The 24,709-nt window shown below is 64.6% G+C and carries 11 protein-coding genes; 4 read left to right on the top strand and 7 right to left on the bottom strand.

The features are described 5' to 3' along the window. Window positions 1-44: 44 nt before the first annotated feature. The 6 genes from BM317_RS01910 to BM317_RS01885 form a co-directional block, all read right to left on the bottom strand. Entirely contained in the window at window positions 45-329 is a 285-nt protein-coding gene (locus tag BM317_RS01910; RefSeq protein WP_003183665.1) for a pyrimidine/purine nucleoside phosphorylase, read from the bottom strand. A 93-nt stretch (window positions 330-422) separates the two neighbouring features. Beyond that, complete coding sequence (locus BM317_RS01905) at window positions 423-965, bottom strand: 3'-5' exonuclease (RefSeq protein WP_092166801.1); 543 nt, start codon at window positions 963-965, stop codon at window positions 423-425. A gap of 62 nt (window positions 966-1,027) precedes the next feature. Then, window positions 1,028-2,998: an acetyl/propionyl/methylcrotonyl-CoA carboxylase subunit alpha gene (locus BM317_RS01900; RefSeq protein WP_092472900.1), complete on the bottom strand. Its 1,971-nt coding sequence runs from the start codon at window positions 2,996-2,998 to the stop codon at window positions 1,028-1,030. A gap of 121 nt (window positions 2,999-3,119) precedes the next feature. Then, window positions 3,120-4,277 carry a citronellyl-CoA dehydrogenase gene (gene atuD / locus BM317_RS01895; protein WP_092166799.1) on the bottom strand — a complete coding sequence of 386 codons (1,158 nt, stop codon included), beginning with the start codon at window positions 4,275-4,277 and terminating at the stop codon, window positions 3,120-3,122. Between the two features lie 26 nt (window positions 4,278-4,303). Next, window positions 4,304-5,920: a geranyl-CoA carboxylase subunit beta gene (gene atuC, locus BM317_RS01890; RefSeq protein WP_092472898.1), complete on the bottom strand. Its 1,617-nt coding sequence runs from the start codon at window positions 5,918-5,920 to the stop codon at window positions 4,304-4,306. A 226-nt stretch (window positions 5,921-6,146) separates the two neighbouring features. Next, window positions 6,147-7,937 (bottom strand): acyclic terpene utilization AtuA family protein, encoded by a 1,791-nt coding sequence (locus tag BM317_RS01885; protein ID WP_092166787.1) that lies wholly within the window; start codon window positions 7,935-7,937, stop codon window positions 6,147-6,149. A 181-nt stretch (window positions 7,938-8,118) separates the two neighbouring features. Here BM317_RS01885 and BM317_RS01880 point away from each other — a divergent pair, with 181 nt between their 5' ends. From BM317_RS01880 to BM317_RS01870, 3 genes are all read left to right on the top strand, one after another. Beyond that, window positions 8,119-8,745 carry a TetR/AcrR family transcriptional regulator gene (locus BM317_RS01880; RefSeq protein ID WP_092166786.1) on the top strand — a complete coding sequence of 209 codons (627 nt, stop codon included), beginning with the start codon at window positions 8,119-8,121 and terminating at the stop codon, window positions 8,743-8,745. Window positions 8,746-8,860: 115 nt separating this feature from the next. Beyond that, window positions 8,861-9,637, top strand: a complete 777-nt coding sequence (locus BM317_RS01875; protein WP_170842288.1) for a substrate-binding periplasmic protein — start codon at window positions 8,861-8,863, stop codon at window positions 9,635-9,637. A gap of 70 nt (window positions 9,638-9,707) precedes the next feature. Further along, the gene (locus BM317_RS01870) at window positions 9,708-10,721 is read left to right on the top strand and encodes a GNAT family N-acetyltransferase (protein WP_060738506.1); all 1,014 of its coding nucleotides are present in this window, start codon (window positions 9,708-9,710) and stop codon (window positions 10,719-10,721) included. A 109-nt stretch (window positions 10,722-10,830) separates the two neighbouring features. Here BM317_RS01870 and BM317_RS01865 read toward each other — a convergent pair whose 3' ends face one another. Then, on the bottom strand, window positions 10,831-11,379 hold the full coding sequence (locus tag BM317_RS01865) for an RNA polymerase factor sigma-70 (protein ID WP_024619408.1): 549 nt from the start codon (window positions 11,377-11,379) through the stop codon (window positions 10,831-10,833). 281 nt (window positions 11,380-11,660) lie between these two features. Here BM317_RS01865 and BM317_RS01860 point away from each other — a divergent pair, with 281 nt between their 5' ends. Continuing rightward, window positions 11,661-24,647 (top strand): non-ribosomal peptide synthetase, encoded by a 12,987-nt coding sequence (locus tag BM317_RS01860; RefSeq protein WP_092472896.1) that lies wholly within the window; start codon window positions 11,661-11,663, stop codon window positions 24,645-24,647. Window positions 24,648-24,709 lie beyond the last annotated feature (62 nt).

Raw genomic sequence — 24,709 nt, 5'->3', positions numbered from 1 at the left:
GATTTATCCTCGCCACAGATGAGCGGCGTATCTATGCCACAGAATCAGCCGCGGTATTCACACAGGTAAGCGGTGTCGACGGCCACTTTGAGCTGGAACTTGCTATTGGCCGGTACATTGAACTGGCTGCCGGCCGCGAAGGTTTCCCAATCGGTGCTGTCGGGCAGCTTCACGGTCAGGGCGCCGGAGACGACGTGCATGATTTCCCGTTGGGCCGTGCCGAACTCATATTCGCCCGGTGCCATGACGCCGATGGTCGCGGGGCCTTCGGCAGTGCCAAAAGCGATCGACTTGACGGTGCCGTCGAAGTACTCGTTGACTTTAAACATGGGCGATTCCTCGAAAAAGGGGCTGAAAAAGGCCGGCCAGTATGCACAAGGCTGCAACATCCGTCATCTGCCGCGCCGGGAGGTAGATGCCGCTCAACCCGGAAGCACCAGAGGCAACAACCGCGCGGTATTGCGGGCATCTTCCAGGGCGCGGTGCTGCTGCCCGCAAAATTGCAGGCCGGCCAGTTGCAGCGCGCCATTGAGCCCCAGCGGTCGTTCCAGCCGACGGGCCTTGGCGAAGCGTTGCTTGAGGTTCATGTGCGGCACCTGGGCGAGGACGCTGTGCAACTGCTGGCGCTGCCATTCCTGAAGCAGTTGCTTGCGGTCGTAGTCGCCCCAGCTGACCCAGCTTTCCAGCTTCGGATGATACGGCGCCAGCCAGCGCTCGAACGCCGGCCAGACCTCGGTCAAGGGCGCGGCGCCGTCGATACTGGCCTGGGTGATGTGGGTCAGTTCGCGACAGAAAGGCGTGAGCAGCGGTCGTCTCAGGGGCCGCACGAAGCGCTGGAAATGATCCACTTCGCGGCCGTCACGACTCACCAGCGTGGCGCCGATTTCGATAATTTCCATTTCGGTTACCGGCCAGCCACCTTCATCGGTGGTGGCCTCCAGATCAATCACCAGCCAGTGAGGCATTGCAGTGTTCCCGGTATCGGCGTGCTGATGGGTTTGAGCGTAGTCAAACCCCAGGCATCCGACTAGTGGGCTGTTTCAACGCGCAACAAAACCTGGCGTTTTCTCACCTGATCACCCGGCGTGACCTGCAAATGCCTGACCACCCCGTCGATGCCTGCCTTGAGTGGGTGTTCCATTTTCATCGCTTCGAGCACCATCAGCAGTTGGCCTTGGCGCACCGGACTGCCTTCGCTGACCAGTACCTCGACAATGGCACCGTCCATGGGCGCCAGGAGCGTACTGGCACCGGCACTGGCCTTGCTGGCGACAGGGGCCAGGGTCCGGTCTTGCAAGTGCAGGCCGCCGGGGCGGGTGGACAGCCAGAGATCGTGGCCTTCGAGGCGCCAGGCGTGGCGCTGGCGAATCCCGTCGATGACCAGCGTTGCGCCCTGCGCATCAACGTCGAGCAGCCTCAGTTCGACCAGGCGCCCGTCACTGCGGATGTTCAGTGTCCCGTCGGTTTCGGTTTCAAGGCTCAGCACCCAGTCACGTTCCCCGACGCCGATCCGATAAGTCAGCGCCGTGCCGATGCTGCTGCGCCATCCGCCCAGGCCGGGTGCATGCCGTGCCTGCGATGCCTGATAAAACGCCGCGGTGGCGATGGCCAGTTGTTCGGCCGAGGGCTCAAGGGGCAGAAGCGCCGCATGATTGGCAAAATGCTGGCCGATGAAGCCGGTGTTGAAGTCACCGTCGATGAACCCTGGATGCGCCAGCAAGCTGGCGAGCAAGCGCTGGTTGCTCTGGACCCCAAGCAGCACGCATTCCTCCACCGCTCGCAACAGTTTGCGGCGTGCTTCGTCACGGGTGGCGCCGTGGACGATGAGTTTGCCCAGCATCGAATCGTAGAACGGCGTGATGGCCTGGCCCTGCAGCAGGCCATGGTCGACTCGCACACCGTCGCGGATGGGGGGCTCCCAGCCAACCAAGCGCCCGGTCTGGGGCAGGAAATCCGCCGCTGGATCCTCGGCGTACAACCGCACTTGCAGGGCATGGCCGCTGAGCGTCACCTGCTCCTGGCGCAGGGGCAGCGGCCTGCCGGCGGCGACGTCCAATTGCCAGGCCACCAGGTCCAGGCCGGTGATCAACTCGGTGACCGGGTGTTCGACCTGCAGGCGCGTGTTCATCTCCAGGAAGTAAAACCGACCGTCCGCCGCGAGCAGGAATTCCACGGTCCCGGCACCGACGTAATTCACTGCGCGCCCCGCCGTGAGTGCCGCCTCGCCCATGGCCCGGCGCAGGTCGGCGGTCATGACCGGGCAGGGCGCTTCCTCGATGATTTTCTGGTGACGCCGCTGGATCGAACAGTCCCGTTCGCCCAGGTGGATCAACTGGCCGTGGTGGTCGCCGAAGATCTGCACTTCCACATGCCGCGGATCGATCAAGGCTTGTTCGAGGATCAACTCGTCGCTGCCGAAGCCGTGCAGGGCTTCCGAGCGTGCGCTGCGCAACTGCTCCAGCAGCCCCTCGGCGCGCTGGACCAGGCGCATGCCGCGGCCGCCGCCACCGGCACTGGCCTTGATCATCAGCGGGTAGCCGATGTGCCCGGCTTCGCGTTGCAGCGTGTCGTCGTCCTGGGCGGCGCCCTGGTAACCGGCAATGCAGGGAACACCGGCTTGGATCATGGCGATTTTTGCGCGACGCTTGCTGCCCATCAGCTCGATGGCCTCGGGGCTGGGGCCGATGAAAACCAGGCCGGCCTGCGCGCAGGCGTGGGCGAACCCTGCATTTTCCGAAAGGAAGCCGTAGCCGGGGTGGATCGCATCGGCGCCGCTGCGCCGGGCCGCCTCGAGAATGGCCAAGGGGTCGAGATAGGACTGCTGCACCGGGGCCGGTCCGATCAGCACGGCTTCATCGGCCATGCGTACGTGCAGCGCATCGGCGTCGGCCTCGCTGAACACCGCCACCGTGCGATAACCCAGGGCCTGGGCGGTGCGCTGGATGCGACAGGCGATTTCGCCGCGGTTGGCGATGAGGATTTTGCTGAAGGCGGGCATGGGGGCATTCCTGGGGTGTGGTGTTTGTTCGGGCCTCATCGCGAGCGAGCTCGCTCCCACAGTGAGTGGTGAAAATGTGGGAGCGAGCTTGCTCGCGATAGCGGCCTGTCAGGCAAACCGCTCACTTGTTCTTCCCCGGCAAAATGCCCATGAGCTTGCAGATGATGCCCAGCATGATTTCGTCCGCGCCGGCACCGATGGACACCAGCCGTACGTCGCGATAGGCGCGGGCGACCGGGTTGTCCCACATGAAGCCCATGCCGCCCCAGTATTGCAGGCAACTGTCGGTGGTTTCCCGGGCCAGGCGTCCGGCCTTGAGCTTGGCCATCGAGGCCAGTCGCGTGACGTCCTGGCCGTGGATGTACTGCTCGGTGGCCTGGTAGACCAGCGCCCGCAGGCATTCGATTTCGCTGGCCAGTTCCGCCAGGCGGAAGTGGATCACCTGGTTGTCGATCAGGGCCGTGCCGAAGGTCTTGCGCTCCTTGCAGTACTCGATGGTGCTGTCGATGCAATGCTCCAGGCCCTTGAGCATGTTGGCTGCGCCGAACAGGCGTTCTTCCTGGAATTGCAGCATCTGCATCATGAACCCGGCACCTTCCTGGCCGATGCGATTGCGTTGTGGCACCCGCACGTCGTCGAAAAACACCTGGGCGGTTTCCGAGCTGCGCATGCCGAGTTTGTCCAGGTGCTGGCCGAGGCTGATGCCGGCGCTGCGCATCGGCACCATGATCAGCGATTTGTTGACGTGGGGCTTGTCGTCCGAGGTATTCGCCAACAGGCAGATGAAGTCAGCGCTCGGCGCATTGGTGATCCACATCTTGCTGCCATTGATGACGTAGTCGTCGCCGTCCTTGCGCGCCGTGGTCTTGAGGCCGGCGACATCGGAGCCGGCACCGACTTCCGAGACGCCGATGCAGCCCACTTGTTCGCCGCGAATGGCCGGGCGCAGGAACGCTTCACGCAACTCGTCGGAGCCGAAACGGGCCAGGGCCGGGGTGCACATGTCGGTCTGCACGCCGATGGACATCGGCACGCCGCCGCAATGAATAGTGCCGAATTCCTCGGCCGCGACGATCGAATAGCTGTAGTCCAGGCCCATGCCGCCGAAGGCCTGCGGCTTGGAAATACCCAGCAGGCCCAGCTCGCCGGCCTTGCGGAAAATCTCGTGGATGGGGAAACGCCCGGCCCGTTCCCATTCGTCGACGTAGGGATTGATGTCGTGGTCGACAAACTGGCGGACGGTGCGCCGCAGTGCTTCGTGTTCCTGGGTGAAGATCATTTTTATTGTTCTCCTGGAGGTTGCGCTCAGAAGCGGGCCACGCCGAAGCTGTTGGCTTGCAAGGGGCGCTGCTCGGCCTCATGACAGATGTCCAGCAGCACGCCCAGCAAAGTGCGAGTGTCGCGCGGGTCGATGAGCCCGTCGTCCCACAGGCTGGCGCTGCCGTAGAGGGCGGTGGATTGGCTGTCGAGTTGCTGCGCGGTGGTTTGCTCGAGCAGGTCCAGCATCTTCGGGTCGGGGCTCAGGCCGTTCTTGAGTTGCGTGGCCTCGGTGACCATCCGCAGGACCTTGCCGGCCTGGGCGCCGCCCATCACGGCGGTGTGGCTGTTGGGCCAGGCGAAGATGAAGCGCGGGTCAAGCCCGCGGCCGCACATGGCGTAGTTGCCGGCACCATAGGAGCCGCCCACCACGACGGTCAGCTTGGGCACCCGGGCATTGGCCACGGCCTGGATCATCTTGGCGCCATGCTTGATCACCCCTTGTCGCTCCGACTCGGTGCCGACCATGAACCCGGTGGTGTTGTGCAAGAACAGCAGCGGCGTGCGGCTCTGATCACACAACTGGATGAATTGCGCGGCCTTGGCCGCGCCCTGTGGCGTGATGGGGCCGTTGTTGCCGATCAGGCCGCAGGCATGGCCGCGGATGTGCAGGTGGCCGCAAATCGTCTGGGTGTCGAATTCGCTTTTGAAGGCCAGGAAATACGAGCCGTCGGCGATGCGGGCGATGATTTCCACCACGTCATAGGGCTTCTTCGGGTCGTCGGGCACCAGTCCCAATAATTCCTCGGTGGGGTAGAGCGGCTCCGTCCAGGTCCGTTCGGGCTGTGGCGGCAATTGTGCATTCCAGGGCAGCAAATCGAGGATTTCCCGGGCCAGGCGTATGCCATCGGCGTCGTTCTCCGCCAGGTATTCGGCAGTGCCGGCCACCTGCACGTGCATCAGCGCACCACCCAGTTCCTCTTCGCTGGCCACTTCGCCGGTCGCGGCCTTGAGCAACGGCGGCCCGGCCAGGAACAGCCGCGCCTTGTCGCGCACCACCACCACGTAATCCGACAAACCCGGCTGATAGGCGCCACCGGCCGTGGCCGAGCCATGCACGACGGTGATCTGCGGCAGGCCCATGGCCGACATGCGTGCCTGATTGGCGAAGCAGCGCGCGCCTTCGACGAAAATCTGCGCCGCGTAATTGAGATTGGCGCCGCCACTTTCGGCGAGGGTGATGACCGGCAGTTTGTTTTCCATGGCGATCTGTTGCAGGCGCAGGGTCTTGTGCAAACCGCTGGGGGAAATGGTGCCGCCCTTGATCGCGCTGTTGTTGGCCACCACCAGTGCCCGCACCCCGGACACATAGCCGATCCCGGCGATCAGGCCGCCGCCGGCCTGGCTACCGTCCTTGTCGTCATGGAGTTTGTAGCCGGCCAGGCTCGCCAGCTCGAGGAACGGCGCGCCGGGGTCCAGCAGCAGGTTCAGGCGCTGGCGTGGCAACAGTTGGCCGCGCTGGTCGAACTTGTCCTGGGCCTGGGCGGCTTTCGCCAGCACGGCCCGTTCGAGTTGGCGCAGTTGTTCGACACCGGCCAGCATCGCCGCGTGGTTGCGTGCGAAGTCAGCGCTGTGGGGATCCAGGTGCGATTCGATGACCGGCATGCAGACTCCTCGTGTTGGAACGGATTGGCGTAGAACCCTGTGGCGAGGGGATTTATCCCCGTTGGGCTGCGAAGCGGCCCCAAAATACGTGCGACCTGGTGTGTCAGGCAAAAATGAGTTGACTGCTTTGGGGCTGCTGCGCAGCCCAGCGGGGATAAATCCCCTCGCCACAGGTTCAATTCAACAGGTTGGTCATTTGTTCGACTGACTAGCATGGCGACCGCCCTTAGTTGACCTCATCGGCAATGTGTTGCGGCACCGGTATCTGAATCTCCAGCAACTGCTGGGCGAACGCCTTGCCCTGGGGATCGATGCGCAGGCTGGCGACACCGCCGCCACCGAGGGCGTTTTCCAACAGGAAATTCAAACTGTGGGTGCCCGGCAGGTACCAGCGTTCGACCCGGCCCAGCAGCGGGTCGAACACGTGGCTCATCCAGTCGACCATCACCTCCGGGGTCAGCGCCTCGGCGATCCAGGGCAGGTATTCGGGTTCCCGGGCGATCACACCAATGTTGCTGTGGTTGCCCTTGTCGCCGGAGCGCGCCACCGCCAGTTTGATCAGCGGCACGCTGGCGTCGGCCCGGCCCTGGGGTTTGGGCGGGGCCGGGGCGACCGGCAGATCGGTGGTGTGCAGCGGTTCGAAAGCGGGCAGGGAGCAAGGGTGGTGCTGGCCGTCGAGTTCGATGGCGAGCCGGCAGGTGGTTTTGTCGATCAGGAACGAGAACAGGCGAATCAACGGCGACACCGTCGGCCGGCCACCGACCAGGCCGGTCAGCCCCGGCGCCATGCCAGTGGCGGCCTGGGCGATTTCCCTGGAAAACAGCACCAGCGGCTGTTTATCCGGGTGCCGTACCGCCAGCTTGATCACCACCTCACGGCTGTCCCGGCGTCGGCCGTGCTGGCCATAGGTGGCTTCGCTGCCCAGCAGTTCGACGTTCACTTCGCTGTAGGGCGCCCAGCCACGCTGTTGCAACAGCTGCGAGGTCTTGGCGACGATCGACTGGCTGACCCGTTCAGCCTTGGCCACCGCATCGATGCCGGCGATCAGGCAGGTGGCGGTGCAGCGCCAGCCGTCCAGCCAGGTGGCGCAGACCTTGTACCGGTCGCCGGGCGGCAGGCCCCTGGCCCCGTAGACGCGCACGGCGTGCTTGCCCTGCTGGATCAACCTGACCTGGCTGAAATCGCAGATCACGTCGGGCAGCAGGTAGCCTTGCGGGTCGCCGATTTCGTAGAGCAACTGCTCGCCGACGGTCAGCGGCGTAACCAGCCCGCCGCTGCCTTCGGTCTTGGTGACAATGAACTGGCCATCGGCGCTGACTTCGACGATGGGAAAGCCGATGTGCTCGTAATCCGGCACTGCCTGCCAGTCGGTAAAATTACCGCCCGTGCACTGGGCGCCACACTCGATGAGATGGCCCGCGAGCGCGGCCTGGGCCAACCTGTCGTAGTCGTCCCAGGCCCAGCCGAACTCATGCACCAGGGCGGCGCTGACCACGGCACTGTCCACCACGCGGCCGGTGATCACCACATCGGCGCCCAGGCGCAGCGCCTCGACGATGCCGGGCGCGCCGAGGTAGGCGTTGATGGACACACACGCGGGAGGCAGGGGCTCGCCGCTGAACATCTCGCCGATGCCCTGGGCGGCGAGCCGTTCGTGTTGCGGTTGCAGGTCATCCCCCAGCAGCACGGCAATCTTCAACGCTACGCCGGCCTGGTCGCAGGCTGCTTGCAAAGCCCTTGCACAGGCCTGGGGATTGACCCCGCCGGCGTTGCTGATGACGCGGATCCCATCATCGTGCAAACGCTGAAGCAGCGGGGTGAGGACCTCGATGAAGTCCGTGGCATAGCCGCTCGAAGCGTCTTTCAGGCGCGCCCCGGCCATGATCGACATCGTGACTTCGGCCAGATAGTCGAACACCAGGTAATCCAGCGCACCGCCCTCGACCAGTTGCGCCGCCGCAGTGCAGGTATCGCCCCAAAAGGCGCTGGCGCAACCGATTCGGATCGTTTTGGGCATGGCGTTCCCTCCGGCAAAGGTGGCTCGAGACTACCAAGCAAGCGCTTGGTTTGTAAACGGCTGCCGGTTCTTCTGGCCGAGCGCTTGCTTGGTTGCTTCGCTCGGCTTAAATTGCCCGCGCCACCGATGGTTTGCTGTGCTGTGGCGGCGCGTTGGTTGATCGACTGTAGGAGAAGAATGGGTGGACGAGCAAAAAGCCCTGGGCGTGATGCGTGAGCTGGTCGACAACGGGCAACTGACCGACCCGGACAGTGCGCGCGGCAAACTGCTCCAGACCGCCGCCCATCTGTTTCGCAACAAGGGCTTCGAGCGCACCACGGTGCGCGACCTGGCCAGTGCCGTGGGCATTCAGTCGGGCAGCATCTTTCACCATTTCAAGAGCAAGGACGACATCCTGCGGGCAGTGATGGAAGAAACCATCCGCTACAACACCGCCTTGATGCGTGCGGCCCTGGCCGAGGCCGACAGCGTGCGCGAGCAGGTGCTGGCGCTGATTCGCTGCGAATTGCAGTCGATCATGGGCGGCACTGGCGAGGCCATGGCGGTGCTGGTCTATGAATGGCGTTCGCTCTCGCCGGACGGACAGCGGCATGTGCTGGCCCTGCGTGATACTTATGAAGACTTGTGGCTCAAGGTCCTGGGCCGGGCCAAGGAGGCCGGGTATATTCGCGGGGACGTGTCCATTACCCGGCGGTTCCTCACAGGGGCGTTATCCTGGACCACCACCTGGTTTCGCGCCGAAGGCAGCCTGAGCCTTGATGAGCTGGCCGAGCAGGCCCTGGTCCTGGTGCTTGAAGAAAAACAATAATCGAGCGGCGCTTTAAATGGCCGCATGGCTGGCTAAGCGGCTGAAACCGCCTAGCTTGATTGTAGTGATGGGGACTTTTGGGGAGTGGGTTATCTTGACGTTTTCGCCGATGGGGATGACCTCCCGTGTGCTGCTGGCCACTCTGGCCGTTTTCCTGGCGTTACCGATCGAGGCAGCGCAACTGGTGCGAATTGGTGCGGCACATTTTCCACCCTATACCGTTCGTCCCGAGAACGGTGCCGACACCGGCCTGTTGCCGCAGATGGTGGAGGCCTTGAACCAGTCGCAAAGCGACTATCAGTTCGTCCTGGTGCCCACGTCGATCCCGCGCCGGTTCAATGATTTCAAGCAGGGCCGGGTCGACATGGCGATTTTCGAGAACCCCGAATGGGGTTGGCAGGATGTGCCGCACACGTCCGTGGACATGGGCCTGGAAGATGCGGAAGTCTTCGTCGCCCAGCGCCAGCCGGAGCGCCAGCAAGGTTATTTCGCCGACCTCAGGGGCAAACGCCTGGCGCTGTTCAGCGGTTATCACTACGCCTTTGCCGAATTCAACGCCGACCCCAAGTTTCTCGCCGGTCAATACAACGCCACGCTGACGTATTCCCACGACAGCAATCTGCTGATGGTGCTGCGCGGGCGGGCGGACATCGCTCTGGTGACCCGTTCGTACCTCAACGACTACGTGTTGCGCAATCCCGAAGTCGGCCCGCAACTGCTGGTGTCTGACCGCATCGATCAGCTTTACCACCATTACGCGCTGATCCGGCCACAGGCGCCCATTTCCAGTGAAGCGTTTGCACAGTTGCTGCAAACCCTGCGGGATAACGGTCAGATGCTGAAGATTTTCCAGCCCTACCAGATCCAACTGGTCTCCACGCATGCCCATTGAAGGCGACCCTAAATTTCCCGCCCCGGCTCACGTCACACGTTGACTACCGACGAATACGCGAGCCGCTCCCATGTCCAACCTCAACCACCCGACGACGCTGCCCTTGCCCGGTGGCCGTCGTCTCGGCGCCGATGAAACCGAACGCCACCTGAGCCTGATGCTCGAAGGCGCGCCGCTGATCCGGCTGCGCCTTGTGCGCGGTCCCGAGTTGCATGTGCATTTGCAGGAAATCAACGACCGCCCGGTGGGACCGGCGCTGTGGGCGGCCTGCTATTGGCTGTTTGCCCGCGATCCCGAGTGTCAGCACCTGACCTGGCACCTTGACGAGCGTCCCGGCGAAGCCTTGCTCAGCGGATTATTGACGGTCACGGAGCGTGCCGGTGAATACCGTTGCGAGCGCACGATGTTCTGGCAATTGCCGCAGCCCTGGCTGGGGGAGTCGTTCAGCGGCAGTTACCCGCAACAGATGGTCATCACCGATGGCCGCCGCCATCCACGCCGGCCCATGAAACCGCGTGGCGAAGTGTATCGGCGTTTCGATGCGCGACTGGGGGCCTGGGTGTCCTTGCGCACCCTGGAAATCGAGCAGGACCTGGAGCGTTTCAACCGCTGGCAGAACAGCCCGCGAGTGGCGAGCTTCTGGCAGGAGGAGGGCAGCCTGGAACAGCATCGCGAGTACCTGGGCAAGCTGCAGGCCGATCCCCGGGTCTTGACCCTGATCGGTTGCTTCGATGACCAGCCGTTCGCTTACTTCGAAGCCTATTGGGCCAAGGAGGATCGGATCGCGCCGTTCTATGAAGCCGACCACTATGATCGCGGTATCCACATGCTGGTGGGCGAAGAGCAGCACCGCGGGCCGCACAAGGTGGCGAGCTGGTTGTCGGCGCTGGTGCATTACCTGTTCCTGGACGATCCGCGCACCCAGCGCGTGGTCGCCGAACCCCGGGCCGACAATGCGCGGATGATCGGGCACTTGCACAACCAGTGCTTCCATTGTGAAAAGGAATTCGATTTCCCCCACAAGCGCGCGGCGCTGATGATCCTGGGGCGTGAGCGGTTTTTTGATCGGTGTGGGTTGATGTAAGGCCTTATGGCCTCATCGCGAGCAAGCTCGCTCCCACAGTTTTGGGATCACTGAAGATCCACTGTGGGAGCGAGCTTGCTCGCGATAAGGCCGGCAAAACCACCACAAGTCAGCGCCGGGCGAAAGTATCCCCCCGAACCCCCGACACCTTGCGGCAATGCACCAGTGCGTCGCGGATCATGAAGTTCACCAGGGTCGGCGAGACCCCCAGTTCCTTGGCGATGTCCTTTTGTGGCACGCCGTGCAGGCGGTACATTTCGAAGGCATAGCGGGTGCGGCTGGGCAGTTCGGTCAGTGCGTCGGCGATGTGCTCCAGCGTGGAGAAGTTGATATGGGAGGTTTCTGGCGAAGCACCCTGGATCACCACGTTCAACCCTTCCTCCTCCGGCCCCGAGTATTTCTGTTCCAGCGCCTGCTTGCGGTAGTGGTCGATCGCCAGGTTGCGCACGATCTGGAACAGATAACTGAGCTGCGCCTTGAACGAGGAGGTGATCTGTGGTGCCGATTGCAGCCGGAAAAAGGCGTCCTGCACCACATCTTCCGCGCGGGACCGGCAACCGGTAATGCGCGCCGCGATCTTGACCAGGATCAGTCGGTTATCGACGAACGCCTGGAGTAACGGTGAGTCGCACCTGCTTGTGGATACTTGTTCCGTCATGGAATTCACCTTGCTGCAAAAAGTTAGCGGGACGTCCGGATGCCGGACCCGTCCTACACATCGAGCGCCAAATTAGGCTTAATGATAATGATTGTCAATTGAGAAGAAGAATTATTGATGTAATAAAGTCCAGCCTCGGCGCCGCGACCCATTGCCGCGGTGCCTGGCCGCCGGCTGCTTCGCTGCATGCCTCGGTGAGTCGGCTGCCCGACTAATTATTTGCCGCGGCTATCCGTTCCATGGGGGACAACTTGCAAGCCGAATTCAGGCAGGAAACCCCCATGACCGACGCGTTCGAACTCCCCAGCACCCTGGCTCATGCCCTCCAGCGCCGCGCCGCGTTGACGCCGGACCGGGTGGCCCTGCGCTTCCTTGCCGACACCCCTGGGCAGGGTGTGGTGTTGAGTTATCGCGACCTGGACCTGCGCGCCCGGACCATCGCCGGCGCCTTGCAGGCCGAAGCGGCGCTGGGTGATCGCGCCGTGCTGTTGTTCCCCAGTGGTCCGGATTACGTCGCGGCGTTTTTTGGCTGCCTCTACGCCGGGGTGATTGCGGTGCCGGCCTATCCGCCGGAGTCCGCCCGTCGCCACCATCAGGAGCGCCTGCTGTCGATCATCGCCGACGCCGAACCGCGCCTGCTGCTCACCAGCAGCGATCTGCGCGAACCGTTGCAAGCCATCGAGTCGGCGCCGCCGGTGTTGTGCGTCGATACCCTCGACCCGGCCCACGCCGGGCAATGGCGGATGCCGACGCTGCAGGACGATGACATTGCCTTCCTGCAATACACCTCCGGTTCCACCGCGCTGCCCAAGGGTGTGCAGGTCAGCCACGGCAACCTGGTGGCCAACGAACTGCTGATCCGCCATGGCTTCGGCATCGACCTGAACCCCGACGACGTCATCGTCAGCTGGCTGCCGCTGTACCACGACATGGGTCTGATCGGCGGTCTGTTGCAGCCGGTGTTCAGCGGCGTTCCCTGCGTATTGATGTCCCCGGCTTATTTCCTGGCCCGACCCCTGCGTTGGCTCGAAGCGATCAGCGAGTACGGCGGCACCATCAGCGGCGGTCCGGATTTCGCCTATCGGTTGTGCAGCGAACGGGTCAGTGATTCGGTCCTTGAACGTCTCGACCTGAGCGGCTGGCGCGTGGCCTATTCCGGCTCCGAGCCGATCCGCCTCGACACCCTGGAGCGTTTTGCCGAGAAGTTCGCCCCGTGCGGCTTCACGCCGGACAATTTCATGGCCTCCTATGGCCTGGCCGAAGCGACCTTGTTCGTCGCCGGCACGCCGCGCCGCCACGGCATTCCTTCGTTGCGAGTGGATGACGCGGCGTTGGCGCAAAACCGGGCCGAGCCGGGGCAGGGCAGCGCGGTGATGAGTTGCGGTGTCAGCCAGCCCGGGCACGCGGTGCTGATCGTCGAACCCACCACGTTGCAGCCGTTGGCCGACAATCAGGTCGGTGAAGTCTGGGCCGCCGGACCGAGCATCGCCCTGGGTTACTGGCGCAACCCTGAAGCCAGCGCCAAAACCTTTGTCCAGCACGACGGCCAGACCTGGCTGCGCACCGGCGACTTGGGTTTCCGGCGCGGCGGCGAACTGTTCATCACCGGTCGCCTCAAAGACCTGTTGATCGTGCGCGGGCACAATCTCTATCCCCAGGACATCGAGCAAACCATCGAGCGCGAAGTGGAGGTGGTGCGCAAGGGCCGGGTGGCGGCGTTCGCGGTCAACGACAACGGCGAGGAGGGCATCGGCATCGCCGCGGAAATCAGCCGCAGCGTGCAGAAAATCCTGCCACCGGAAGCCTTGATCAACGCCATTCGCCAGGCCGTGGCCGAGGCCTGCCAGCAAGCCCCGAGCGTGGTGGTGCTGCTCAATCCCGGCGCGCTGCCCAAGACCTCCAGCGGCAAATTGCAACGCTCGGCCTGCCGCATCCGGTTGGCCGACGGCAGTTTGGACAGTTACGCACAGTTCCCGTCAACGGCAGCAGACGTGGCTGATGAACCCGCCCCGTCCTCCGAGTTGCAAGCCCTCATCGGTCAGGTCTGGCGGGAGCAGTTGCAGGTCGAGCAAGTCCGGGCCGACGATCATTTCTTCCTGCTGGGCGGCAACTCCATCGCCGCCACTCAGGTGATCGCACGCCTGAGCGAAACCCTCGGGCTGGCGCTCAACCTGCGCCTGCTGTTCGAAGCGCCGACCCTGGCTGCGTTCGCGGCGGCGGTGGCGAACCAGCAGCAGGATGGCGGCCAGGCCCAGGGCGCGATCAGCCCATTGTCGCGCCATGCGCCACTGCCGCAATCCCTGGCGCAGAACCGTTTGTGGATCACCTGGCAGCTCGACCCGGCGAGCCGTGCCTACAACATTCCCGGCGCCTTGCACCTGCGCGGCGAGCTGGACGAAGACGCGCTGCGGGCCAGTTTCCAGCAACTGATCGAGCGTCACGAGTCCTTGCGCACGCGGTTCCTGGAGCGGAATGGGGTGGCCTTGCAACAGGTCGATCCGGCCGGTGAATTCAAGCTACAGGTGATCGATCTCAGTGACGAACCTGCCAACCGGCGCGAAGCCCGGGCGCGGCAGGTTCGAGAAGACGAAGCGGCCACGCTGTTCGATCTGGAGAAGGGGCCGCTGCTGCGGGTCACCCTGTTGCGCCTCGACGAGGACGACCATCAACTGCTGGTGACGCTGCACCACATCATCGCCGACGGCTGGTCGATGAATGTATTGATCGAAGAATTCTCCCGCATGTACGCCGCCGCGTCCCAAGGCCAGGTTGCTGAACTGGCGCCATTGCCTTTGCAATACGCCGACTACGGCAGTTGGCAACGCCAGTGGCTCGCCCAGGGCGAGGCCGAGCGCCAACTGAGCTACTGGAAGCAACAACTGGGCGCTGAACAATCGGCCCTGGTGCTGGGCACGGATCATCCACGCAGCGCTCAACGCCAGCGTAGCGCCGCGCGGCACAGCCTGCGTCTGGACAAGGACCTCGGCGAGGCCCTGCGCCACATGGCCCAGGCCCATGACGCGACGCCGTTCATGCTGTTGCTGGCAGCCTTCCAGGCGCTGTTGCAGCGTTACACCGGGCAATCCGACATCCGCGTCGGTGTGCCCAACGCCAATCGTCCGCGCCTGGACACCCAGGGGTTGATCGGCTTCTTCATCAACACCCAGGTGCTGCGCGGGCAGGTCGATTCCCGTCAACCGTTCGCCGCGTTGCTGGCCCAGGCCCGGGAAGCCACGCTCGGGGCCCAGGCCCACCAGGACCTGCCATTCGAGCAACTGCTCGAAGCGTTTCCCGAGGCGCGCGAGCAAGGTCTGTTCCAGGTGATGTTCAACCACCAGCAGCGTGACCTGAGTGCCTTGCGCCGTCTGCCGGGGCTGCTGGCCGAGGAGTTGCCGTGGCACAGCCGCGAAGCCAAGTTCGACCTGCAATTGCACAGCGAAGAAGATCGCAACGGTCGGTTGACCCTGTCGTTCGACTACGCCGACGAACTGTTCGAGGCGGCGACCATCGAGCGGTTGGCAGCGCATTACTGCAATCTGTTACGGGCGGTCTGTGCCGATCCGCAGCTAGCCATCGGCGATGTACCGTTATTGACCGCCGATGAACACAGCCAACAGCAGCAGTGGAGCGCGGCCCCGTGTGCGTCGGCCAGCCAATGGCTGCCGGAGCTGTTGAACGAGCAGGCCCGCCGCACGCCGCAACGGATCGCCCTGCGCTGGGACGGTGGTCAACTCGATTATGCCGAGCTGCACGCCCAGGCCAACCGCCTGGCCCATTACCTGCGGGACAAGGGCGTGGGCCCGGACGTGTGCGTGGCGATTGCCGCCGAGCGTTCGCCACAGTTGCTCATCGGTGTGCTGGCCATCATCAAGGCCGGCGGTGCCTATGTGCCGCTGGATGCGGACTACCCGGCCGAACGCCTGGCCTACATGCTCGACGACAGCGGCGTCGACCTGCTGCTGACCCAGACCGCGTTGCTGGAGCGTTTGCCAGCCTGCGACGGCGTCAGTGTCATCGCCATGGACGCCTTGCACCTGGAGCAATGGCCGAGCAACCCGCCGGGCCTGCACCTGCACGGCGATCACCTGGCCTACGTGATCTACACATCCGGCTCCACCGGCCAGCCCAAAGGCGTCGGCAACACCCACGCGGCCCTGGCCGAGCGCCTGCAATGGATGCAAGCGACCTATGGGCTGGATGCCACCGATGTGCTGATGCAAAAGGCCCCCATCAGTTTCGACGTGTCGGTCTGGGAGTGCTTCTGGCCGCTGATCACCGGCAGTCAACTGGTCCTGGCCGGGCCCGGCGAGCACCGTGACCCGCACCGCATCGCCCAGTTGGTGCAGCAGTTTGACGTCACCACGCTGCACTTTGTGCCGCCGTTGCTCAGCCTGTTTGTCGAAGAGCCGCTGAGCGCCCGCTGCACCAGCCTGCGCCGGCTGTTCTGCGGCGGCGAAGCCTTGCCGGCCGAGTTGCGCAACCGGGTGCTGGCGCAACTGCCGTCGGCGCAATTGCACAACCGCTACGGCCCGACCGAAACCGCGATCAACGTCACCCACTGGCATTGCACCGAAGCTGATGGCGAGCGCTCGCCCATCGGCCGTCCCCTGGGCAATGTGCTGTGCCGGGTGCTCGATAGCGACCTCAATCCCGTGCCGGTCGGTGTGCCGGGCGAGCTGTGCATTGGCGGTCTGGGCCTGGCCCGGGGTTACCTCGGGCGTCCCGGCCTGAGCGCTGAGCGTTTCGTCGCCGACCCGATGGGGCCGGCCGGTGCGCGGTTGTACCGCACCGGCGACCGGGCGCGTTGGGGCGCCGACGGCGTGATCGAATACCTCGGTCGCCTCGACCAGCAGGTCAAGCTGCGCGGCTTCCGGGTCGAACCGCAGGAAATCGAAGCGCGCCTGCTGGCCCAGGAGGGCGTCGCCCAAGTGGCGGTGCTGGTGCGCGACACCTCGGCCGGCCCGCAGTTGATCGGTTATTACACCGCGCCGGAGGTCGCCCACGGCCAGGACGAATTGAACACCCGGCTCAAGGCCGCCCTGGCCGCCGAACTGCCGGACTACATGGTGCCAGCCCAACTGCTGCGCCTGGACGCCATGCCCTTGAGCCCGAGCGGCAAGCTCGATCGCCGCGCCTTGCCTGAACCGCAATGGCAGGTGCGTGAGCATGTCGAGCCGGTCAGCGCCCTCCAACAGCAAATCGCCGGCATCTGGCGCGACGTGCTGGGACTGGCGCGCATCGGCCTGCGGGACGATTTTTTTGCCCTCGGCGGTCATTCGCTGCTGGCGACCCAGATCATTTCCCGCACTCGCCAGGCCTGTGACGTGGAACTGCCGTTACGGGCGCTGTTCGAGGCGAGCGAACTGGGGGCTTTCACCGAACAAGTGCGCTTGATCCAGGCCAGCGGCCAGACCAACCGCCAGCCGCCCATCGAGAAGGTCGACCGCAGCCAACCGGTGCCGCTGTCGTATTCCCAGCAGCGCATGTGGTTCCTCTGGCAGATGGAGCCGGACAGCCCGGCCTACAACGTCGGCGGCATGGCGCGGTTGCGCGGGGTGCTGGATGTCGGGCGCTTCGAGGCGGCCTTGCAGGCGTTGATCCTGCGCCACGAAACCCTGCGCACCACGTTCCCGAGCGTCGACGGCGTGGCCTGCCAACAGGTGCACAGCGAGACGGGCCTGCGCATGGATTGGAAGGACTTCTCGATGCTGGCCGCTGACATTCGTCAGCAGCGGGTGCAGCAACTGGCCGACAGCGAGGCCCACAAGCCCTTCGACCTGGAAACCGGGCCGTTGCTGCGGGCCTGCCTGGTCAAGACCGCCGAGCATGAGCATTACTTTGTGCTGACGCTGCACCACATCGTCACCGAAGGCTGGGCGATGGACATTTTCGCCCGTGAACTGAGCGCACTGTACGAAGCCTTTGTCGACGACCGTGAATCCCCGCTGGAGCCGTTGCCGGTGCAGTACCTGGACTACAGCGTCTGGCAGCGCCAGTGGCTGGAGTCCGGCGAACGCCAACGGCAGCTGGACTACTGGACCGCGCAACTGGGCCGCGAGCATCCGCTGCTGGAGCTGCCCGGCGACCGTCCGCGTCCGTCGGTGCAGAGCCATCGCGGTGAACTGTTCCGTTTCGATCTCAGTGATGAGCTGGCGGCGCGGGTCCGCGCCTTCAATGCGCAACAGGGCCTGACCTTGTTCATGACCATGACCGCCGCCCTGGCCGTGCTGCTCTACCGCTACAGCGGCCAGACCGACCTGCGCATCGGCGCGCCGGTGGCCAACCGCATCCGCCCGGAAAGCGAAGGGCTGATCGGGGCGTTCCTCAACACCCAAGTGCTGCGTTGCCAGCTCGACGGACAGATGTCGGTGGGCGAACTGTTCGAACAGGTGCGTCACACTGTGATCGAAGGGCAGTCCCATCAGGACTTGCCGTTCGATCATCTGGTGGAAGCTCTGCAACCGCCGCGCAGTGCGGCCTACAACCCGTTGTTCCAAGTGATGTGCAACGTGCAGCGCTGGGAGTTTCAGCAGAGCCGCACCCTGGCCGGCATGACCGTCGAATACCTGGTTAACGACGCCCGGGCCACCAAGTTCGACCTCAACCTGGAAGTCACCGACCTGGATCAGCGCCTGGGTTGCTGCCTGACCTACAGCACCGACCTGTTCGACGAACCGCGCATCGCGCGCATGGCCGGGCACTGGCGCAATCTGCTGCAAGCGCTGCTGGACGATCCGGCCCGACGTCTGAGCGAACTGCCGTTGCTGGACACCCGCGAGCAGCAACAACTGCTCGACAGCCTGGGCGTCGAGCCCGGTGAGCATCGCCTGGACCAATGCATTCACCCACTGTTCGCCGAACAGGCCCGGGCGCGTCCCGACGCGCCGGCCCTGACCTTCGCCGGGCAGACCCTGACGTATGCGCAACTGGACAGCCGAGCCAATCGCCTGGCCTGGCGCCTGCGCGAGGCAGGCGTCGGGCCGCAGGTGCGGGTGGGCCTGGCCCTGGAGCGCTCGCTGGAAATGGTCATTGGCCTGCTGGCGATTCTCAAGGCCGGCGGTGCCTACGTGCCGCTGGATCCGGAATACCCGCTGGATCGCCTGCACTACATGATCGAAGACAGTGGCATCAGCCTGCTGCTCAGCGACCGGGCGATGCTCCAGGCTCTCAGTGCATTGTCCGACGGCGTGGGCTGCTGGTGCCTGGAAGATGATTCGCCGGCCTTGGCGCAGTACCCGGATCACGCGCTGCCGCTGATCAACCTGCCGCAACACCAGGCCTACCTGATCTACACCTCCGGTTCCACCGGCAAGCCCAAGGGCGTGGTGGTGTCCCACGGTGAAATCGCCATGCATTGCCAAGCGGTGATCCAGCGCTTTGGCATGCGCCCGGACGACTGCGAGCTGCATTTCTATTCCATCAACTTCGACGCGGCCACCGAACGCCTGTTGGTGCCGTTGCTCAGTGGTGCCCACGTGGTGTTGCGGGCCCAGGGCCAGTGGGACGCCGAGGAAATCTGCGGGCTGATTCGCCAGCACCGCATCAACATCCTGGGGTTCACCCCCAGCTACGGCAGCCAGTTGGCGCAGTGGTTGGCCACCCAGGGCCAGACCTTGCCGGTGCGCATGTGCATCACCGGCGGCGAAGCCCTGACGGGCGAGCATTTGCAGCGCATTCGCGCGGCATTCAGCCCGAGCCTGTTTTTCAATGCCTATGGCCCGACTGAAACCGTGGTCATGCCCCTGGCGAGCCTGGCCCCCGAGCAATTGGAGGAGGGCGCGGCCAGTGTGCCGATTGGCAGCGTGATCGGTGCCCGGGTGGCCTACATCCTCGACGCCGACCTGGCGTTGGTGCCGCCGGGTGCCACGGGCGAGTTGTATGTGGGCGGCGCCGGTCTGGCCCAGGGGTATCACCAGCGTCCGGGGATGACCGCCGAGCGTTTTGTCGCCGACCCGTTCGCCACCGAGGGCGGACGCCTCTATCGCACCGGCGACCTGGTGCGCCAGCGCGCCGACGGGCTGGTGGAGTACCTGGGACGGATCGACCATCAGGTGAAGATCCGTGGTTTCCGCATCGAACTGGGGGAAATCGAAACCCGCCTGCTGGAACATGAGGCGGTGCGCGAGGCCGTGGTCCTGGCCCTCGACACGCCTGGCGGCAAGCAGCTGGCCGGCTACCTGGTGAGCGACATCGCCAGCCAGGACGACGAGCGACAAGCGGCCCTGCGCGACGCCTTGAAAAACCACCTCAAGGCCCAGTTGCCGGACTACATGGTGCCCACGCACCTGATCCTGCTGGCGAGCATGCCGCTGACCGCCAACGGCAAGCTCGACCGCCGCGCCTTGCCGCTGCCCGATCCTGAACTCAATCGCCAACATTACGTGGCGCCGAGCAATGCCCTGGAACAGACCTTGGCGGCGATCTGGTGCGACGTGCTGAACGTGGCGCAGGTGGGCCTCAACGATAATTTCTTCGAGCTGGGCGGTGATTCGATCCTGTCCATCCAGGTGGTCAGCCGTGCCCGGCAACAGGGCATTCATTTCACGCCCCGGGACTTGTTCCAGCACCAGACCGTACAGACCCTGGCCGCCGTTGCCACGCGCAGCCAGCAAGTGCATGCCGAGCAGGGCCTGTTGCAGGGCGAGTCCGAGTTGACGCCGATCCAGCACTGGTTTTTCGATCGCCCGATCCCCAACCGCCATCACTGGAACCAGGCGTTGCTGCTGGAGCCGACCACGACCCTGGACCCGCAACGGCTGGAGCTGGCGCTGCGTAGCGTCTTCCAGCACCACGATGCCTTGCGCCTGGGCTTCGACGAAAGCGCCGGACATTGGCGCGCCGAGCACCAGTCGCCGGCTGACGCTGTGCTGCTGCAGCAGGTCTGCGTGGACACTGCCCAGGCGTGCGAAGCGTTGTTTGCCGAGGCGCAGAGCCGTTTCAATCTAGCCACCGGGCCGTTGCTGCGTGCCGTACTGGCGCAGTTGCCGGATGGCCGGCAACGGTTGTTGATCGTCATTCATCACCTGGTGGTGGACGGTGTGTCGTGGCGGGTGCTGATGGACGATTTGCAAACCGTCTACCGCCAGCTCGTCGCCGGGCAGGCGGCGCAACTGCCGGCCAAGACCAGCCCGTTGCGCGACTGGGCCGCGCGTTTGCAGGCCTACGCCGGCAGCGAGTCCCTGCGCGAGGAACTGGGTTGGTGGCAAGCGCAACTGAGCGGTGCGCCAGTGCAACTGCCGTGCGCGAATCCTGACGGCGGGCTGCAGGAGCGTCACGGGCAAACCGTCAGCGTGCGCCTGGACGCCGAGCGTACCCGGCAACTGCTGCAACAGGCGCCAAGCGCCTACCGCACCCAGGTCAATGACCTGCTGCTCACGGCGTTGGCCCGGGTGCTGTGCCGTTGGAGCGGCCATGATTCGGCCTTGGTCCAGCTCGAAGGCCACGGCCGCGAAGCGCTGTTCGACGACCTCGACCTGACCCGCACCGTCGGCTGGTTCACCAGCGTCTATCCCGTGCGCCTGAGTCCAGCGCTTGAAGATTTCAGCGTATCGATCAAGGCCATCAAGGAGCAACTGCGCGCGGTGCCCCACAAGGGCCTCGGTTATGGCGTGCTGCGCTACCTGGCGGACGCGACGACTCGCGAGGCGATGGCCGGCCTGCCGCACGCGGCGATCACCTTCAACTACCTGGGTCAGCTCGACCAGACCCTGGGTCAGGAGGCGCTGTTCCAGCCGCTGGATGCGCCCCTGGGGGCCATCCACGATCCCGATGCGCCGCTACCCAATGCACTGAGCGTCGACAGCCAGGTCAGCGGTGGTGAGCTGGTGCTGCGCTGGACCTTCAGTGCCCAGCGCCATGAGCGCGAGGCCATCGCCGCCCTGGCCGAGGCTTACCTCGATGAGTTGCAACGCCTCATCGAACACTGCCTGACGGACGAGGCGGGCGGGCTGACGCCATCGGACTTCCCCCTGGCGAAGCTGACCCAGGGCCAGCTCGACAGCCTGCCCGTGCCGGCCACACAGATCGACGACGTCTACCCGTTGACGCCCATGCAGGAAGGCATGCTGTTACATACCCTGCTGGAGCCGGGCACCGGCCTGTACTACATGCAGGATCGCTACCGCATCAACAGCGAACTGGACCCGCAGCGTTTTGCCCAGGCCTGGCAGGCGGTCATCGCCCGTCACGAAGCCTTGCGCGCGTCGTTCTGCTGGAACGTCGGCGAAGACATGCTGCAAATCATCCACAAGCCCGGCCGCACGCCGGTGGATTACCTCGACTGGTCCGAGGTGCCTGAAGACGTCCAGGAAGCCCAGCTCCAGGCCCTGCTCAAGAATGAACGCGAGGCCGGTTTCGATCTATTGAACCAGGCGCCATTCCATCTGCGGCTGATTCGGGTCGGCGCGGCACGCTACTGGTTCATGATGAGCAACCACCACATCCTCATCGATGCCTGGTGCCGTTCGCTGCTGATGAACGACTTCTTCGAGATCTACACCGCCCTGGGCGAGCAGCGCGAGCCGCAGTTGGCTGTGCCGCCGCGCTATCGCGACTACATCGGTTGGCTGCAACACCAGAGCCTGGACGCAGCCCGGCAGTGGTGGAAGCACAACCTGCAAGGCTTCGAGCGGACCACGCCGATCCCTGGCGACCGGCCGTTCCTGCGCGAGCACGCCGGTGACAGCGGCGGCATGATCGTCGGCGACTGCTACACCCGTCTCGATGCCCGGGACGGCGCACGGCTGCGGGAACTGGCCCAGGCCCATCAACTGACGGTCAACACCTTCGCCCAGGCGGCGTGGGCCCTGGTCCTGCGCCGGGTCAGCGGCGACCGCGACGTGCTGTTCGGCGTCACCGTGGCCGGGCGCCCGGTGGAACTGCCGCAGATGCAACGCACCGTCGGGCTGTTCATCAACAGTATCGCTTTGCGCGTGCAGATGCCCGAGGACCATCAGCGCTGTAGCGTACGGCAATGGCTCAGCGATTTGCTGGACAGCAACATGCAACTGCGCGAGTACGAATACCTGCCGCTGGTGAGCATCCAGGAGGTCAGCGAACTGCCCAAGGGCCAACCGCTGTTCGACAGCCTGTTCGTGTTCGAGAACGCGCCGGTGGAAGTCTCGGTGCTGGACCGTGCCCAAAGCCTCAATGCCACCTCCGACTCGGGCCGCACCCACACCAACTTCCCGCTGACGGCGGTCTGCTACCCGGGGGATGACCTGGGGCTGCACCTTTCCTACGACCAGCGTTACTTCGATGAAGCCACCGTCCAGGGTTTGCTGAGTGAGTTCAAGCGGCTGCTGCTGGCGCTGATGGAAGGCTTGCACGGTGACATGAGCGAGTTGCCGCTGATCGGTGCCCAAGAGCAGGACTTCCTGATCGAAGGCTGCAACCAGAGCGAGCATGGCTATCCGCTGGAGCAGAGCTACGTCGAGCTGTTCGAGGCGCGGGTCGCGGTTCATCCGCAACGTCTTGCGGTCAGTTGCCTGGACACGGCCTACAGCTACGCCGAGTTGAATGCGCGCAGCAACCGCCTCGGCCACGCGCTGATCGCGGCCGGGGTCGGTCTGGATCAGCCGGTGGCGTTGCTGGCTGAACGGGATGCGCAACTGCTGGGCATGATCATCGGCAGCTTCAAGGCTGGTGCCGGCTACTTGCCGCTGGATCCCGGCCTTCCGAGCCAGCGCCTGAGCCGCATCATCGAATTGAGCCGCACGCCTTTGCTGGTCTGTACCCAGGCCTGCCAGGCCCAGGCCCAGGCGTTGCTGGACGAGTTCGCCTGTTCTGGACGGCCGAAGCTGCTGGTGTGGGAAACCGTCCAGGCCGGCGACTTTGCGCCGCAAAACCCTGGCGTCTACAGCGGGCCGGACAACCTCGCCTACGTGATCTACACCTCCGGCTCCACCGGCCTGCCCAAAGGCGTGATGGTGGAACAGCGGGGCATGCTCAACAACCAGCTGAGCAAAGTGCCGTACCTGACGCTGAGCGAGGCGGATGTCATCGCCCAGACGGCGTCCCAAAGCTTCGATATTTCGGTCTGGCAATTCCTGGCCGCGCCGTTGTTCGGCGCCCGGGTCGACATCGTGCCCAACGCCATCGCCCACGACCCTCAAGGGCTGCTGGAGCATGTGCAGCAGCAGGGCATCACCGTGCTGGAAAGTGTGCCGTCGCTGATCCAGGGCATGCTCGCCCAGGAGCGTATCGGTCTGGACGGCCTGCGCTGGATGCTGCCCACTGGCGAGGCGATGCCGCCGGAGCTGGCCCATCAATGGTTGCTGCGCTATCCGGACATTGGCCTGGTGAATGCCTACGGGCCGGCGGAATGCTCCGATGACGTGGCGTTCTTCCGGGTCGACCAGGCGTCGACCCGTGGCACTTACCTGCCGATTGGTACGCCCACCGACAACAACCGTTTGTACCTGCTCGACGGCGCGCTGGACCTGGTGCCGCTGGGGGCGGTGGGTGAGTTGTGCGTGGCGGGCACCGGGGTCGGACGCGGGTATGTCAGCGATCCGTTGCGCACCGCCCCGGTTTTTGTGCCGAACCCGTTCGGGGCACCGGGAGAGCGGCTGTACCGCACCGGCGACCTGGCGCGGCGGCGCAGCGACGGGGTGTTGGAATACGTCGGACGCATCGACCATCAGGTGAAGATTCGTGGCTACCGCATCGAACTGGGGGAAATCGAAGCGCGCTTGCATGAACAGCCGGAAGTGCGCGATGGGGCGGTGGGCGTGCAGGAGGGCGCCAATGGCAAGCATCTGGTGGGCTACCTCGTGGCCACCGACTCGGCACTCAAACCCGCCGAACGCCTGGAGCGCATCAAGCAGCGCCTGCGGGCCGAACTGCCGGAATACATGGTGCCGCTGCACTGGCTGTGGCTCGATCGCCTGCCCCTCAACGCCAATGGCAAGCTCGACCGCAAGGCCTTGCCGGCCTTGGAGATTGGCCAGCTGCAAAGGCAGGACTATCAGGCGCCCGGTAATGAACTGGAGCAGACCCTGGCAGACATCTGGGCCCAGGTGCTGAAAGTCGAGCGGGTGGGGGTACGGGACAACTTCTTCGAACTGGGCGGTCATTCCTTGCTGGCGACGCAAATCGCCTCGCGGGTGCAAAAGGCCCTGCAACGCAACGTGCCGCTGCGGGCGATGTTCGAGTGCAGCACGGTGCTGGAACTGGCCGACTACATCGAGGGGCTGGCGGCCAGTGAAATCACCGAGGAGAAGGTGGATCGGTTGAATGATTTGATGGCGGAATTGGAAGGGCTGTAGTTTTGCGGCGTCTATGAAGACCTCTTCGCGAGCAAGCTCGCTCCCACAGGGTTTTGTGAACG

Origin of the sequence: Pseudomonas sp. NFACC24-1 (assembly GCF_900115235.1) — a bacterium.
Classification (GTDB): Bacteria; Pseudomonadota; Gammaproteobacteria; order Pseudomonadales; family Pseudomonadaceae; genus Aquipseudomonas; species Aquipseudomonas fluorescens_AA.
Note: the sequence above shows the minus strand (reverse complement) of the source record. Positions and strands in the feature narration are given on the sequence as shown.

Coding starts and splice junctions, on each gene's coding strand:
- BM317_RS01875 (WP_170842288.1), top strand. CDS start 8,861: ATGACCTCCCGTGTGCTGCTGGCCACTCTGGCCGTTTTCCTGGCGTTA.
- BM317_RS01910 (WP_003183665.1), bottom strand. CDS start 329: ATGTTTAAAGTCAACGAGTACTTCGACGGCACCGTCAAGTCGATCGCT.
- BM317_RS01885 (WP_092166787.1), bottom strand. CDS start 7,937: ATGCCCAAAACGATCCGAATCGGTTGCGCCAGCGCCTTTTGGGGCGAT.
- BM317_RS01865 (WP_024619408.1), bottom strand. CDS start 11,379: ATGACGGAACAAGTATCCACAAGCAGGTGCGACTCACCGTTACTCCAG.
- atuD (WP_092166799.1), bottom strand. CDS start 4,277: ATGATCTTCACCCAGGAACACGAAGCACTGCGGCGCACCGTCCGCCAG.
- BM317_RS01905 (WP_092166801.1), bottom strand. CDS start 965: ATGCCTCACTGGCTGGTGATTGATCTGGAGGCCACCACCGATGAAGGT.
- BM317_RS01900 (WP_092472900.1), bottom strand. CDS start 2,998: ATGCCCGCCTTCAGCAAAATCCTCATCGCCAACCGCGGCGAAATCGCC.
- atuC (WP_092472898.1), bottom strand. CDS start 5,920: ATGCCGGTCATCGAATCGCACCTGGATCCCCACAGCGCTGACTTCGCA.
- BM317_RS01860 (WP_092472896.1), top strand. CDS start 11,661: ATGACCGACGCGTTCGAACTCCCCAGCACCCTGGCTCATGCCCTCCAG.
- BM317_RS01870 (WP_060738506.1), top strand. CDS start 9,708: ATGTCCAACCTCAACCACCCGACGACGCTGCCCTTGCCCGGTGGCCGT.